13 protein-coding genes and 1 tRNA gene are annotated in these 13,597 nt (G+C 71.3%); 7 read left to right on the top strand and 7 right to left on the bottom strand.

Features of this window, described 5'->3' with window-relative positions:
• Nucleotides 1-24: 24 nt before the first annotated feature.
• Nucleotides 25-1,113: an endonuclease III gene (gene nth / locus AB0M97_RS19640; protein ID WP_365962165.1), complete on the bottom strand. Its 1,089-nt coding sequence runs from the start codon at nucleotides 1,111-1,113 to the stop codon at nucleotides 25-27.
• Nucleotides 1,114-1,449: 336 nt separating this feature from the next.
• Between nth and AB0M97_RS19635 the strand changes: the two genes are divergently transcribed.
• Nucleotides 1,450-2,124, top strand: a complete 675-nt coding sequence (locus AB0M97_RS19635; protein ID WP_279549319.1) for a Crp/Fnr family transcriptional regulator — start codon at nucleotides 1,450-1,452, stop codon at nucleotides 2,122-2,124.
• A gap of 127 nt (nucleotides 2,125-2,251) precedes the next feature.
• Here AB0M97_RS19635 and AB0M97_RS19630 read toward each other — a convergent pair whose 3' ends face one another.
• The 4 genes from AB0M97_RS19630 to AB0M97_RS19615 all read right to left on the bottom strand — a co-directional run bounded on the left by AB0M97_RS19630 (nucleotide 2,252) and on the right by AB0M97_RS19615 (nucleotide 4,722).
• Nucleotides 2,252-3,082 carry an MBL fold metallo-hydrolase gene (locus tag AB0M97_RS19630; RefSeq protein WP_365962164.1) on the bottom strand — a complete coding sequence of 277 codons (831 nt, stop codon included), beginning with the start codon at nucleotides 3,080-3,082 and terminating at the stop codon, nucleotides 2,252-2,254.
• Nucleotides 3,079-3,948, bottom strand: a complete 870-nt coding sequence (locus AB0M97_RS19625; protein ID WP_365962163.1) for an NUDIX hydrolase — start codon at nucleotides 3,946-3,948, stop codon at nucleotides 3,079-3,081. Before AB0M97_RS19625 ends, AB0M97_RS19630 begins: the two co-directional genes overlap by 4 nt.
• Nucleotides 3,949-4,087: 139 nt before the next feature.
• On the bottom strand, nucleotides 4,088-4,555 hold the full coding sequence (locus AB0M97_RS19620; RefSeq protein WP_365962162.1) for a RidA family protein: 468 nt from the start codon (nucleotides 4,553-4,555) through the stop codon (nucleotides 4,088-4,090).
• A complete protein-coding gene (locus tag AB0M97_RS19615) occupies nucleotides 4,552-4,722 on the bottom strand; it encodes a DUF4177 domain-containing protein (protein ID WP_365962160.1) in 171 nt (56 codons plus the stop codon). Before AB0M97_RS19615 ends, AB0M97_RS19620 begins: the two co-directional genes overlap by 4 nt.
• 105 nt (nucleotides 4,723-4,827) lie before the next feature.
• Here AB0M97_RS19615 and AB0M97_RS19610 point away from each other — a divergent pair, with 105 nt between their 5' ends.
• On the top strand, nucleotides 4,828-5,805 hold the full coding sequence (locus AB0M97_RS19610; RefSeq protein ID WP_365962159.1) for an ArsA-related P-loop ATPase: 978 nt from the start codon (nucleotides 4,828-4,830) through the stop codon (nucleotides 5,803-5,805).
• 49 nt (nucleotides 5,806-5,854) lie between these two features.
• Complete coding sequence (locus tag AB0M97_RS19605) at nucleotides 5,855-7,237, top strand: ArsA family ATPase (protein ID WP_365962158.1); 1,383 nt, start codon at nucleotides 5,855-5,857, stop codon at nucleotides 7,235-7,237.
• 154 nt (nucleotides 7,238-7,391) lie between these two features.
• On the opposite strand, the gene wblA is transcribed toward AB0M97_RS19605, so the two are convergent.
• On the bottom strand, nucleotides 7,392-7,730 hold the full coding sequence (gene wblA / locus AB0M97_RS19600; RefSeq protein ID WP_190052608.1) for a transcriptional regulator WblA: 339 nt from the start codon (nucleotides 7,728-7,730) through the stop codon (nucleotides 7,392-7,394).
• 572 nt (nucleotides 7,731-8,302) lie between these two features.
• Between wblA and AB0M97_RS19595 the strand changes: the two genes are divergently transcribed.
• Complete coding sequence (locus tag AB0M97_RS19595) at nucleotides 8,303-10,588, top strand: transglycosylase domain-containing protein (protein ID WP_365962156.1); 2,286 nt, start codon at nucleotides 8,303-8,305, stop codon at nucleotides 10,586-10,588.
• A 148-nt stretch (nucleotides 10,589-10,736) separates the two neighbouring features.
• Here AB0M97_RS19595 and AB0M97_RS19590 read toward each other — a convergent pair whose 3' ends face one another.
• Complete coding sequence (locus AB0M97_RS19590; RefSeq protein ID WP_365962155.1) at nucleotides 10,737-11,201, bottom strand: GatB/YqeY domain-containing protein; 465 nt, start codon at nucleotides 11,199-11,201, stop codon at nucleotides 10,737-10,739.
• 119 nt (nucleotides 11,202-11,320) lie between these two features.
• On the opposite strand from AB0M97_RS19590, the gene AB0M97_RS19585 reads away from it, so the two are divergent.
• The 3 genes from AB0M97_RS19585 to AB0M97_RS19575 all read left to right on the top strand — a co-directional run bounded on the left by AB0M97_RS19585 (nucleotide 11,321) and on the right by AB0M97_RS19575 (nucleotide 13,593).
• Complete coding sequence (locus AB0M97_RS19585) at nucleotides 11,321-12,247, top strand: metallophosphoesterase (protein WP_365962154.1); 927 nt, start codon at nucleotides 11,321-11,323, stop codon at nucleotides 12,245-12,247.
• Between the two features lie 441 nt (nucleotides 12,248-12,688).
• Nucleotides 12,689-13,459 (top strand): Pr6Pr family membrane protein, encoded by a 771-nt coding sequence (locus AB0M97_RS19580; protein WP_365962153.1) that lies wholly within the window; start codon nucleotides 12,689-12,691, stop codon nucleotides 13,457-13,459.
• Nucleotides 13,460-13,519: 60 nt separating this feature from the next.
• Nucleotides 13,520-13,593, top strand: a tRNA-Pro gene (locus tag AB0M97_RS19575).
• Nucleotides 13,594-13,597 lie beyond the last annotated feature (4 nt).

Below are 13,597 nucleotides of genomic sequence, written 5' to 3'. Positions count from 1 at the left end.
CCGGGAATCGTTCCTGGCCGGCCGTCATCCGGCCCCCAGCGGCGGCGCCGGCCGGCCGCCCGCGTCCAGGTAGGCCTGCGGAGGCCTCAGGCGCTGGCCCGGATAGCCGCCCTTCTCGTACTTCAGCAGCTTCCTGGCCTTCTCCGGGTCCGTCTCGCCCTCGCCGTACGCCGGGCAGAGCGGGGCGATCGGGCAGGCGCCGCAGGCGGGCTTGCGGGCGTGGCAGATGCGGCGGCCGTGCCAGATGACGTGGTGCGAGAGGTCGGTCCAGTCGCTCTTGGGGAACAGCCCGCCGACCGCGGCCTCGATCTTGTCCGGGTCGGTCTCCTCGGTCCACCGCCAGCGGCGCACCAGGCGCTGGAAGTGCGTGTCCACGGTGATGCCGGGGCGGCCGAAGGCGTTGCCCAGCACGACGAACGCCGTCTTGCGGCCCACGCCGGGCAGCTTCACCAGGTCCTCCAGGCGGCCGGGGACCTCGCCGCCGAACTCCTCAACGAGAACCTTGGACAGGCCCATCACCGAGCGGGTCTTGGCCCGGAAGAAGCCGCAGGGCCGCAGGATCTCCTCGACCTCCTCGGGGTCGGCGGCGGCCAGGTCCTCGGGGGTCGGGTACTTGGCGAACAGCGCGGGCGTCGTCTGGTTGACCCTCAGGTCGGTGGTCTGCGCAGACAGGACCGTGGCGACCACCAGCTGGAAGGGGTTGTCGAAGTCCAGCTCGGGGTGGGCGTACGGATAGACCTCGGCGAGCTCGCGGTTGATGCGGCGGGCGCGGCGGACCAGGGCCGTGCGCGACTCGCCGCGCGGCGGCTTCGCGGCGACGCTCCGGGCCGCCGGGACGCCCTTGACGGCGGCGGTGGCCTTCTTGGGGGCGACGACGGCCTTCTTCGCGGCGGCGGCCTTCTTCACGGGCGCGGCAGCAGCCTTTCCGCCGGACGCGGCCTTCTTCTCAGGCGCGGCACCGGTCTTCCCGCCGGACGCGGCCTCCTTGGCGGATGCCGCCTCTTCGGCGGATGCCGCCTTCTTCGCAGGCGCCGCCTTCTTGGCTGACGCCTTCTTCGCAGATGCGACCTTCTTCGCGGCCGGTGCCGCACGCTTGTCCGTCGTCTTCTTCACCGCTGATCTTTTTGCCGCTTTCGGCGTTTCCCTACCGCCATCAGGGCCCTGTTCGCCCACAGCGGAATCACCACGTACAACCACCCGGGCAGCCCCCTCGGCCTGTGTTCTCACCGGCTATTTGGACACCCGGCCAGCCTAAGCCCCGGCACCGACATCCGACCCTGACCCCGAAGACCGGCCCCCAATTGGACCCCTGCCGCGTGGCCGGGCACACCAGTGCGGCATCCTTGTGACAGATCACACTGTTTGCACGGTCCGGCAAAATGGGGAGCACGGTCCCCTGTGTACGCGGGGGAGCAAGATCCCCTGAGCAGGTCGACAAGGAGAGAACTCGTGGACGACGTTCTGCGGCGCAACCCGCTCTTCGCGGCGCTCGACGACGAGCAGGCCGCGGAGCTCCGCGCCTCCATGAGTGAGGTGACACTCGCACGCGGTGACTCCCTGTTCCACGAGGGCGACCCGGGTGACAGGCTCTACGTCGTCACCGAGGGCAAGGTCAAGCTGCACCGCACGTCCCCGGACGGCCGCGAGAACATGCTGGCCGTCGTCGGCCCCGGCGAGCTGATCGGCGAGCTGTCGCTGTTCGACCCGGGCCCGCGCACCGCGACCGCGACCGCGCTGACCGAGGTCAAGCTGCTCGGCCTCGGCCACGGCGACCTCCAGCCCTGGCTGAACGTCCGGCCGGAGGTGGCCTCGGCCCTGCTGCGCGCCGTCGCGCGCCGGCTGCGCAAGACCAACGACGCGATGTCCGACCTGGTCTTCTCGGACGTCCCGGGCCGCGTGGCCCGCGCCCTGCTGGACCTGTCGCGCCGCTTCGGCGTGCAGTCCGAGGAGGGCATCCACGTCGTGCACGACCTCACGCAGGAGGAGCTGGCCCAGCTGGTCGGCGCGTCCCGCGAGACGGTCAACAAGGCCCTGGCGGACTTCGCCCAGCGCGGCTGGCTGCGCCTTGAGGCGCGTGCCGTGATCCTGCTGGACGTCGAGCGCCTGGCGAAGCGCTCGCGCTGACGCGGTCCGGCCGTACAACGGCCGTACGACCCAGCGGCCGCACAGCCGTACGTGTGCCCGCCTCTTCCGGAGGCGGGCACACGCGCGTGCGAGGCCGGCCGCTCGCGGGTGCGAGCGGCGGCGTGGGTCAGATGAGCCCGTGCTCGATCAGATAGTCCAGCTGCGCCCGCACCGACAGTTCCGCCGCCGGCCACAGTGAGCGGTCGACGTCCGCGTACACGTGGGCGACGACCTCGGCGGGCGTGCGGTAGCCGTTCTCGACGGCCGTCTCGACCTGCGCGAGCCGGTTCGCGCGGTGGGCCAGGTAGTACTCGACGGCGCCCTGGGCGTCCTCCAGGACCGGCCCGTGGCCCGGCAGGACCGTGTGCACGCCGTCGTCGACGGTGAGCGACCTGAGCCTGCGCAGCGAGTTCAGGTAGTCGCCGAGGCGGCCGTCCGGGTGCGCCACCATGGTCGTACCGCGCCCGAGGATCGTGTCGCCCGTGAGGACCGCCCGGTCGGCCGGGAGGTGGAAGCACAACGAGTCCGACGTGTGCCCGGGCGTCGGTACGACCCTCAGCTCCAGCCCGCCGACCTCCACGACGTTTCCGGCGGCGAGGCCCTCGTCGCCGAGCCGCAGCGCCGGGTCGAGTGCGCGCACGCGCGTGCCGGTCAGTTCGGCGAAGCGGGCGGCGCCCTCGGCGTGGTCCGGGTGACCGTGCGTCAGCAGGGTCAGGGCGACGCGCTTGCCGGCCTGCTCGGCCGTGCCGACGACGTGCCGCAGGTGCCCCTCGTCCAGCGGCCCCGGGTCGACGACGACGGCGAGGTCGGAGTCCGGCTCGGACAGCAGCCAGGTGTTGGTGCCGTCCAGGGTCATCGGGGAGGCGTTGGGGGCCAGGACGTTGACGGCGCGTGCGGTGGCCGGGCCCGACAGGACCCCGCCCCGTGGCCGGCCCGGCAGGGCGCTCGCGTCCGTCACTGGGGGGCTCCACCGGTCGGGATGTGCTTGGTGAACTCGTCGTGGCCCGGCCAGGACAGCACGACCTCGCCGTCCTCCAGCCGGGCGGTGGCCAGCACGGGCGTGAGGTCCCGGCCGGGTGCGGCGGCGAGCGCCTCGGCGGCCGTGTCGTACTGCTGGAGCTGACGCAGCGTCGCGATGGTCGGCGGCATCATCAGCAACTCCCCCTTGTCGTACGATGCCGCGGCCTCGCGCGGGGCGATCCACACCGTGCGGTCGGCCTCCGTGGAGGCGTTGCGGGTGCGCTGGCCCTCCGGGAGGGCCGCGACGAAGAACCAGGTGTCGTAGCGGCGGGGCTCGAACTCGGGGGTGATCCAGCGGGTCCAGGCGCCCAGCAGGTCCGAGCGCAGGACCAGGCTGCGGCGGTCGAGGAACTCGGCGAAGGACAGCTCGCGGGCGACCAGGGCGGCACGGTCCGCCTCCCAGTCGTCGCCCGTGGTGTCGCCGACGACCGAGTCGGGGGCCGGCCCGGCGAGCAGCACACCCGCCTCCTCGTACGTCTCCCGGACGGCCGCGCAGACGATCGCCTGGGCGTCGGACTCGGCCACCCCGAGGCGTGCGGCCCACCACGCGCGCGTGGGCCCCGCCCAGCGGACGGTGTGGTCGTCGTCGCGGGGGTCGACGCCGCCGCCGGGGTAGGCGTACGCGCCGCCGGCGAAGGCCATGGAGGCGCGGCGGCGCAGCATGTGGACGGCGGTGCCGGCGCCGGTGTCCTTCAGCAGCATGACGGTGGCCGCGCGTCTCGGGGCCACCGGGGTGAGGGTGCCCTCCGCGAGCGCGCGGACGCGGGCCGGCCACTCCGGGGGATACCACTGCCCATTCGCCATGGCCGGAGGCTATCTGGTGACGGGCGGATGTTCGAGAGGGGCCCGTGACGGGGCGCACCCGGCGTTGCGGCTGGGAGGCCGGGTGCGCGGCCGGCGCCACGGGGTGCCGGGGACCGCGTAGGGCAGCCCCGCGGCCCCGTCACGCCTCGGTCAGCTCCACCTGGATCTCGACCTCCACCGGGGCGTCCAGCGGCAGCACCGTCACGCCCACGGCGCTGCGGGCGTGCACGCCCCTGTTGCCGAGGGCGTCCGCGAGGAGTTCGCTCGCGCCGTTCAGCACGGCGGGCTGGCCGGTGAAGTCGGACGCGGACGCGACGAAACCGGTGACCTTCACCACGCGCGCGATGCGGTCCAGGTCACCGGCGACCGATTTGACGGCGGCCAGGGCGTTCAGCGCGCAGACGCGTGCCAGGTCCTTGGCCTCCTCCGGAGTGACCTCCGCACCGACCTTCCCGGTGACCGGCAGCTTGCCCTCCACTATGGGGAGCTGACCGGCGGTGTACACGTACGGGCCGGTCTGCACGGCCGGCTGGTACGCGGCCAGCGGCGGCACGACCTCCGGCAGGGTCAGGCCCAGCTCGGTCAGGCGCGCCTCGACCGCGCTCATCCGTTGCTCCCGGGCTTCTCGCGCTTCAGGTAGGCGACGAGCTGCTCGGGGTTGTTCGGCCCGGGCACGACCTGGACGAGCTCCCAGCCGTCCTCGCCCCAGGTGTCCAGGATCTGCTTCGTGGCGTGGACGAGCAGTGGCACGGTTGCGTATTCCCACTTGGTCATGCGGCCGACTCTAGCCGCTGCTCCGGCCCCTCCCACCGGTGCCCGCGGTCACGTTGTCCACAGCCTCCCGCGTGGTCCCGACCCGGACTGGTTAGGCTCGAATACGTGAGCAGGCTCCAGGTCGTCAGCGGCAAGGGCGGGACCGGCAAGACCACGGTCGCCGCGGCCCTAGCGCTGGCCCTGGCCACGGAGGGGAAGCGGACGCTCCTCGTCGAGGTCGAGGGCCGGCAGGGCATCGCGCAGCTCTTCGAGACAGAGGCGCTGCCCTATGAGGAGAGGAAGATCGCTGTGGCTCCCGGTGGCGGGGAGGTGTACGCCCTCGCCATCGACCCGGAACTGGCCCTTCTGGAGTACCTCCAGATGTTCTACAAGCTGGGGGGCGCCGGCCGGGCCCTGAAGAAGATCGGCGCGATCGACTTCGCCACCACCATCGCGCCGGGCCTGCGGGACGTGCTCCTGACCGGCAAGGCGTGCGAGGCGGTGCGCCGCAAGGACAAGTCGGGCCGGTTCGCCTACGACTACGTCGTCATGGACGCGCCCCCGACGGGTCGCATCACCCGCTTCCTCAACGTCAACGACGAGGTGGCCGGACTCGCCAGGATCGGCCCCATACACAACCAGGCGCAGGCCGTCATGCGGGTGCTGAAGTCGCCGGAGACGGCCGTGCACCTGGTGACGCTGCTGGAGGAGATGCCGGTCCAGGAGACCGCGGACGGCATCGCCGAACTGCGCGCGGCGCGCCTGCCGGTGGGCCGGGTCGTCGTGAACATGGTCCGGCCGGAGGTGTTGGACGCGGCCGGCCTGGAACTCGTACGGACGGTGCCGCGTTCTTCGATCGCCAGGTCGCTGTCCGCCGCGGGGCTCGGCGGGGCGCGGCGCGGCGGGCACGCCGAGCGGCTGGTGGAGCCCTTGCTGGAGCAGGCCGCGGACTACGCGGAGCGGTACAAGCTGGAGCAGGAGCAGCGCGCGGTGCTCGCCGACCTCGGCCTGCCGCGGCACGAGTTGCCGCTGCGGGCGGAGGGCATGGACCTGGCAGGGGTGTACGAACTGGCCGCCGAGCTGCGCGAGCAGGGCCTGTCATGAGGTCCGCGCGTCTCGTGCGGCCCACCAGACGTCGGAAGCAGGGGATGTCATGAGTCCGGATCCGGCCCACGCGCACGACTCCGCTCCGGCCCACGCGCACGACTCGGCCGCCCGCCCGCTCTCCCCCGCGCGCGTGCTCGACATCGACCCGCTGCTGGACGACCCCGGGACGCGCATCGTCGTGTGCTGCGGCTCGGGCGGCGTCGGCAAGACGACCACCGCGGCGGCCCTCGGGCTGCGTGCGGCGGAGCGGGGACGCAAGGTCGTCGTGCTGACCATCGACCCGGCCCGCAGGCTCGCCCAGTCGATGGGCATCGACTCGCTGGACAACACTCCGCGCCGCGTGAAGGGCGTCGAGGGCGACGGCGAACTGCACGCGATGATGCTCGACATGAAGCGCACCTTCGACGAGATCGTCGAGGCGCACGCGGACCCGGCGCGGGCCGCCGCCATCCTGAGCAACCCCTTCTACCAGTCGCTCTCGGCGGGCTTCGCGGGCACGCAGGAGTACATGGCGATGGAGAAGCTGGGCCAGCTGCGGGCGAGGGACGAGTGGGACCTCATCGTCGTGGACACGCCGCCGTCCCGTTCGGCGCTGGACTTCCTGGACGCGCCCAAGCGGCTCGGCTCGTTCCTCGACGGCAAGCTGATCCGGCTGCTGCTGGCGCCGGCGAAGGTCGGCGGCCGGGCGGGGATGAAATTCCTCAACGTCGGGATGTCGATGATGACGGGCGCCCTCGGCAAGGTGCTCGGCAGTCAACTGCTCAAGGACGTCCAGACGTTCATCGCCGCGATGGACTCGACGTTCGGCGGCTTCCGTACGCGCGCGGACGCGACGTACAAGCTGCTCCAGGCGCCCGGCACGGCGTTCCTGGTGGTCGCCGCCCCGGAGCGGGACGCGCTGCGTGAGGCCGCGTACTTCGTGGAGCGGCTGGCCGCGGAGGACATGCCGCTGGCGGGGCTGGTGCTCAACCGGGTGCACGGCAGCGGCGCCGACGGGCTGTCGGCCGAGCGGGCGCTCGCCGCCGCGGAAAATCTTGAGGAGCGCCGCATTGTGGATCAGGACGGCGGGAAGGAAGGACTTCGTAACTTTCCCGACACGCACGGCAGTTCAGACTCTTCCGCGCCCGTGACACCAGCAGTGGACCCGGCTCCCGAGGAAGGCTCCCCCGCCGCCGAGGAAACCGCCGACCAGGGGTCCGACACCGATCAGGAGCAGTCCGTGGACCGGCTCACCGCGGGTCTGCTGCGGCTGCACGCCGACCGTATGCAGTTGCTCTCGCGCGAGCAGCGCACCCGCGACCGCTTCGCCTCACTGCACCCCGAGGTGGCAGTGGTCGAGGTGGCCGCGCTGCCCGGTGACGTGCACGACCTCACGGGGCTGCGGGACATCGGCGACCGCCTCGCGGCACACCGGCACGAGCTGCCGTAGCCCGTGGCCCAGGGGCCGCCGTAATCCGGCGAGCGCCGCGCCGAAGGGCCCGGAGACCGTCCGAGCGCCGTGTCAAAGGGCCCGGAGACCGTCGGCCGGCCGCCTCTCTTGCCGGCCGGAGTCGCGGAGCCCCCTGCCGGACAGGGGGACGCGCTCAGCTCACCGCCGCGTAGTTCTCGTAGACCTCGTCGTCGTCGAGGGGTACGACACCCGTCCCCCGCTCGTACTCCGTACGCGCCGTCTCCAGCAGTCGGCGCCAGGACGTCACGGTCGGCCGCCTGCGCAGCAGTGCGCGGCGCTCCCGCTCGGTCATTCCTCCCCACACGCCGAACTCGACGCGATTGTCCAGCGCGTCGGCCAGGCACTCGGTCCGCACCGGGCATCCGGTGCACACCGCCTTGGCTCTGTTCTGCGCTGCTCCCTGAACGAACAGTTCATCCGGATCGGTAGTGCGGCAGGCCGCCTGCGCACTCCAGTCGGTTACCCAGCCCATACCGGCGCCGTCCTCTCCCGAATCGAGGCTCCCCCACGGCGGCAGCGGCATATTCACCGCCGCCAGTTGAGGACGTTACGGAAGGTGGGCACAGCGCAACACCCCCTTCGGGCCCAATCTTGAATGGCCCGAACGGACTATGGGTTAACGGCAGATCACCCAGGGGAGTGAGCTGGCGACATACGCGACGATCCCGGCACTTCGGGATGATTCAGTTGCGCCACAGCGGACACCCGGCGACACACAGGCCAATTCGGGCACGGGATCAACACGTCCGCCGAGAAAGTCGGGGGATCCGGAACGATCCGGGGTCCCGGGACGTATTCATTACGTGGCCGCCCTGCTGTGACAGTTGAGAGCAGCTTAGGCCAACGCCTGTACGCGTGTCCGGCGAATGGCGACGTCCGTACCGACTTTGCCGCCGCCGCCACGCACCGCTGCACCACACGCAGGCCGACGCCGGCGCGGGCAGGGGCTTTCGCGGGCCGAGGCGGGCGCCGGCTTCGGCCGGTGTCACACGCTGCGGACCGGCCACCCTCGGAATGGACACAAGTACGGATTAGGCTGCCCTCATGCCAAAGAAGCGCTCGGGCGGTGGTCTGTCGCCAACGCAGCAGGCCGCCAAGTTCCTCGGAGTCAGTGTGCTCGCGGGAGCCGTCATGGCCGGCATCGCGCTGCCCGCCGTCGGCGCGCTGGGGCTTGCCGCCAAGGGGACGGTGGAGAGTTTCGACGAGCTCCCCGTCAACATGAAGACGCCGCCGCTGAGCCAGCGCACCACGATCCTGGACGCCGACGGCGGCCCGATCGCCACGGTGTACTCGCGCGACCGCACGGTGGTCGACCTCAAGGACGTCTCGCCGTACATGCAGAAGGCGATCGTCGCGATCGAGGACTCGCGCTTCTACCAGCACGGCGCGATCGACCTGAAGGGCGTGCTGCGCGCCCTGAACAGAAACGCGCAGACCGGTGGCGTCGCCGAGGGCGCGTCCACGCTCACGCAGCAGTACGTGAAGAACGTCTTCGTGGAGGAGGCCGGCGACGACCCGACGAAGGTCGCGCAGGCCACGCAGCAGACCATCGGCCGGAAGATCCGCGAGCTGAAGTACGCGATCCAGGTCGAGGAGGAGCTCGGCAAGAAGAAGATCCTCGAGAACTACCTGAACATCACCTTCTTCGGCCAGCAGGCCTACGGCATCGAGGCCGCCGCCCGGCGCTACTTCTCCAAGTCCGCCAAGGACCTGAACATCCCGGAGTCCGCCCTCCTCGCCGGCATCGTCCAGTCGCCCAGCCGGTACGACCCGGTGAACGACGAGACGGAGGCCATCAAACGACGCAACGTCGTCCTCGAGCGGATGGCCGAGGTCGGCGACATCTCCGCGTCGGAGGCCGAGCAGGCGCAAAGGGCCCCGCTCGGGCTGAAGGTCAGCCAGCCCAAGAACGGCTGCATCACGGCCGTCTCGGGCGCCGGCTTCTTCTGCGACTACGTGCGCGAGGTGTTCCTGAACGACCCGGTCTTCGGCAAGACCAAGAAGGACCGGGCCCGGATCTGGAACCAGGGCGGCCTGACGATCCGCACGACCCTGGATCCGCAGGCCCAGCAGTCGGTGCAGGACTCGGTCCAGCAGCACGTGAACAAGAGCGACTCGGTCGCCGCGGCGGTCACCCTGGTCGAGCCCGGCACCGGCAAGATCCTCGGCATGGGCCAGTCGAAGCCGTACGGCAACGGCAAGAACGAAACCGAGATCAACTACTCGGCCGGCAGCGACAGGGGCGGATCCACCTACGGCTTCCCCACCGGCTCCACGTTCAAGCCCTTCGTCGCGGCAGCCGCGCTCGAGGAAGGCCGACCGCCCACCCAGGAGTACGCGTCCCCGTACGAGATGCCCTACCCGGATCCCGTGCGGACGTGCAGCGGCAAACCCTGGATGAACACGAGCGGCGCGACCGTACCCAACGAGGACAAGTCGGAGGTCGGCCCGTACCGGCTCAAGGAGGCCATGGCCAAGTCGGTCAACACCTACTTCGTGCAGATGGTCGCCGACATCGGCCTGTGCCCGGTGATGAAGATGACGGACGCCCTGCAGGTCGTGCAGGGCAACGGCGAACGGCTCCCGGAGGTGCCCGCCATCTCTCTGGGCTCCAAGGGCGTCTCCCCGCTGACGATGGCGAGCGCCTACGCCGCCTTCGCCTCCCGCGGCATGTACTGCACGCCCATCGCCATCGAATCGATCACCCAGAAAGTCGGTGACCGGCAGAATTCCCTGGAGGTACCGAAGTCGACGTGCTCGCGGGCGATGAGCGAGAAGACCGCGGACACGGTGAACACCCTGCTGCGCGGTGTGGTCGACTCCGGCACGGGCCAGAAGGCCGGCCTCACGGACCGCGACAACGCCGGCAAGACCGGCACGACGGACGAGCGCAAGAACGCCTGGTTCGTCGGCTACACGCCGAACCTGTCCGGGGCGGTCTGGGTCGGCAGCGCCACCCAGCAGGTCAAGATGGTCAACATCAGCATCGGCGGGTCGTGGCACGACAAGGTGTACGGCGGTTCGGTACCGGGACCCATCTGGCGTGACGCGATGGCCGGTGCCCTGTCGGGCAAGGACTCCGGCTCCTTCGACCTCGTCGACATCCCCGACCCCGAGAAGGACAGGGAGAAGGACGAGGACAGGGACCGCGGCCGGGGCAACGGTGGTGACGGTGACAACGGCGACAACGGCGGCTTCGTCGGCGGCCTGAGCAACGGCGGCGGAGACGGCGGCGCCTACCCGACGCCCACCTTCTCCCTCCCGGAGAACTGGATCGAGGGCCAGGGAAACGGGGGGAACGGCAACGGCAACGGTGGTGGCCGGGGCTGAGCTGACGACCGCCGATCGACCCTGACGGCGCGCTGTTCGACCGCCGGTCCCGGGTGACGACGACGGCCCCTTTCCTCGTACGGGAGGTGTGGGATCCGTACGGGGAAGGGGGCCGTCGCTTGCCGGTTGCGGCGCCGGGAAGGCCGGCTCAGCCGGCGAGCAGCCTCTTGACCGCGGCGGCCACGCGACCGCCCTCGGCCTGGCCGGCGACCTTCGGGTTCACGATCTTCATGACGGCGCCCATGGCACGCGGACCCTCGGCACCGGCCGCCTTCGCCTCCTCGACGGCCTGCGCGACGATCGCGTTCAACTCCTCGTCGGACAGCTGCTTCGGCAGGTACGCGGCGAGCACCTCGCCCTCCGCCTTCTCCCGCTCGGCCTGCTCGGCGCGCCCGCCCTGCGCGAACGCCTCGGCGGCCTCCCGTCGCTTCTTCGCCTCGCGGGTGATCACCTTCTGGACCTCGTCGTCGGAGAGCTCCCGCTTCTCCTTCCCCGCGACCTCCTCCTTGGTGATCGCGGCGAGCGTCAGCCGGAGCGTCGAGGAGCGCAGCTCGTCGCGCTCCTTGATCGCGGCGTTGAGGTCATCCTGCAGCTTCGACTTGAGCGTGGTCATGCGGCTGATTGTCGCAGGTGCCCCGGCGACCCCGCCCATCGATTTACCGGGGTGCCCGCCCGGCCGGTCTTGACGGGCTGCGGGGAACGGGAGTTGTCGGGGTCTGACACGATGGGCGTATGCGCGCGCGATACGGAGTACCTCTGTCCCTCGCGGCGGCTGGCGCCGCCGGTCTGGTGTACGCGGCGGGTTTCGAGGCCCGCTCCTTCCGCCTGCGGCGGGTGACGATCCCGGCCCTGCCGTCCGGGATGCGTCCCCTGCGCGTGCTCCAGGTCTCCGACATCCACATGGTCGGCGGCCAGCGCAAGAAGCAGCGCTGGCTGCGCTCACTGGCCGGACTGCGCCCCGACTTCGTGATCAACACGGGCGACAACCTGTCCGACCCGGAGGGCGTCCCGGAGGTCCTGGACGCGCTGTGCCCGCTGATGGAGTTCCCGGGCGCGTACGTCTTCGGCTCCAACGACTACTACGGCCCCAAGCTGCGCAACCCGGCCCGCTACCTGCTGGAGAAGGTCCAGGGCCGCCACGGCCTGAACGGCAACCCGCCGGCCGTCGACGCGGTCCACAACCCGTGGGAGGACCTGCGGGACGGCTTCGGCTCCGCCGGCTGGCTGAACCTCACGAACACGCGGGGCACGCTGAAGGTCGACGGCGTGTCGATCGAGCTCACCGGCCTGGACGATCCCCACATCAAGCGGGACAGGTACGCGGAGGTGGCGGGCGGACCGTCGTCCGGCGCGGACTTCTCGATGGGCGTGGTGCACGCGCCGTACCTGCGGGTGCTGGACGCGTACACGGCGGACGGCTACCCGCTGATCCTGGCCGGCCACACCCACGGCGGCCAGCTGTGCATCCCGTTCTACGGCGCGCTGGTCACCAACTGCGACCTGGACACGGACCGCGTGAAGGGTCTGTCGACGCATACGGCGGGGGGGCGTACGGCGTACCTGCATGTGTCGGCGGGATGCGGGACGAACAGGTACACGCCGGTGCGGTTCGCGTGCCCGCCGGAGGCGACGTTGCTGACGTTGGTGGGGAAGGAGTAGGGAAGCAGGGGGTAGCGGGTAAGGCCACGGCTGCAGCGGGGGCGAGGTGCTGCGGCACCGGGGCGGGGTATGGCGGCGTTTCTTGACCTGGCGGGCGGCGGCGCCGTCTCCTGACCCGGCCGGGGTGGGTCCGCCCGGGGTTCCGCGGGTCGGGGGCGGGCGGCTCGGCCTGGGGCTGCGGTGCGAAGTGGGACCCCCGGACTCCCGCGGGCCGGGGGCGACTCGGCCCGGGGCTGCGACGCGGTTGCGGCTTTTGATGTGGCTGCGGGGGTGCTTGTGGCTGCGGGGGTGCTTGTGGCTGCGGTTGTGGGGAGGGCGGCGCCTCAGGCGAGGAGGCCGGCGCCGAGGGTGGTGGCTGCGAGGGCGGCGGCTGCGAGGGCGGTGTAACCCGAACACCTCACCCACATCGCCCGGTATGCCGGTTCTGCCTACGTTCGGGGTATGACCGCCCCGATACCCAGGGACATCCCGGACCTCCCCGCCATCCCGGGCATGCCCGCACCGCTGCCCTCGTACGTCCCGGCGACGGCCGTCGTACCCCCGGCGAGGCGCCCACTCGCAGCGGTCTTCCGCCTGCTGATCGCGCTGGTGGCGATCACTGGCGTGATGATCGAGCTGCTGCACGGCGGCCCGACGACGATGCTGGGCCACTTCACGATCCAGAGCGGCATCCTGCTGACCCTGGTCATGATCGCCTCGGCCGGCCGCGCCTGGACAGCCCGGCACCCCTTGCCGGGGGGACTCACGGGTGCGGTCCTGCTCTACGTACTCATCGCGGCCGGGGTCCACCACGCGCTGCTGACGAACGACACGGCGCTGCTGACCCTGATGGGCGAACGGGCGCCGACCACGGCACCGCCGGCGCCATGGCAGACCCTTGCGGATCACACCCTGCACACGGTGATCCCGCTGGCGGCGCTCCTGGACTGGCTCCTGCTGTCACCCCCGGGCCGCCTGCACCTGCGCCAGGCCGTGGCGTGGCTGCTGTACCCGCTGGCCTACCTGGCGTTCTCCCTGGCCCGGGGCGCCCTCCTGGAGCCGGGGACCCCGGCCCGCTACCTCTACCCCTTCCTGGACGTCGACCAGCACGGCTACAGGGACGTCCTGGGCAACGCCCTCCTGCTGGGCCTGTGCTGCTACGCCCTGGCGGTCCTGCTGGTCGCCCTCGACCACGCCCGCCCCAACCCGATCCGCCGCCGCGGCAAAACCTGATTTCGCCCAGAGCCACCGGTGGGCTAAAGTAAACGACGTCGCCGCGACGAGCAGCGACATCGGGGTGTAGCGCAGCTTGGCAGCGCGCTTCGTTCGGGACGAAGAGGTCGTGGGTTCAAATCCCGCCACCCCGACAGC

It is taken from the genome of Streptomyces sp. NPDC051207 (assembly GCF_040682395.1).
Classification (GTDB): domain Bacteria; phylum Actinomycetota; class Actinomycetes; order Streptomycetales; family Streptomycetaceae; genus Streptomyces.
The sequence above is the reverse complement of the archived record's forward strand: the minus strand, read 5'-3'. Positions and strand labels throughout refer to the sequence as shown.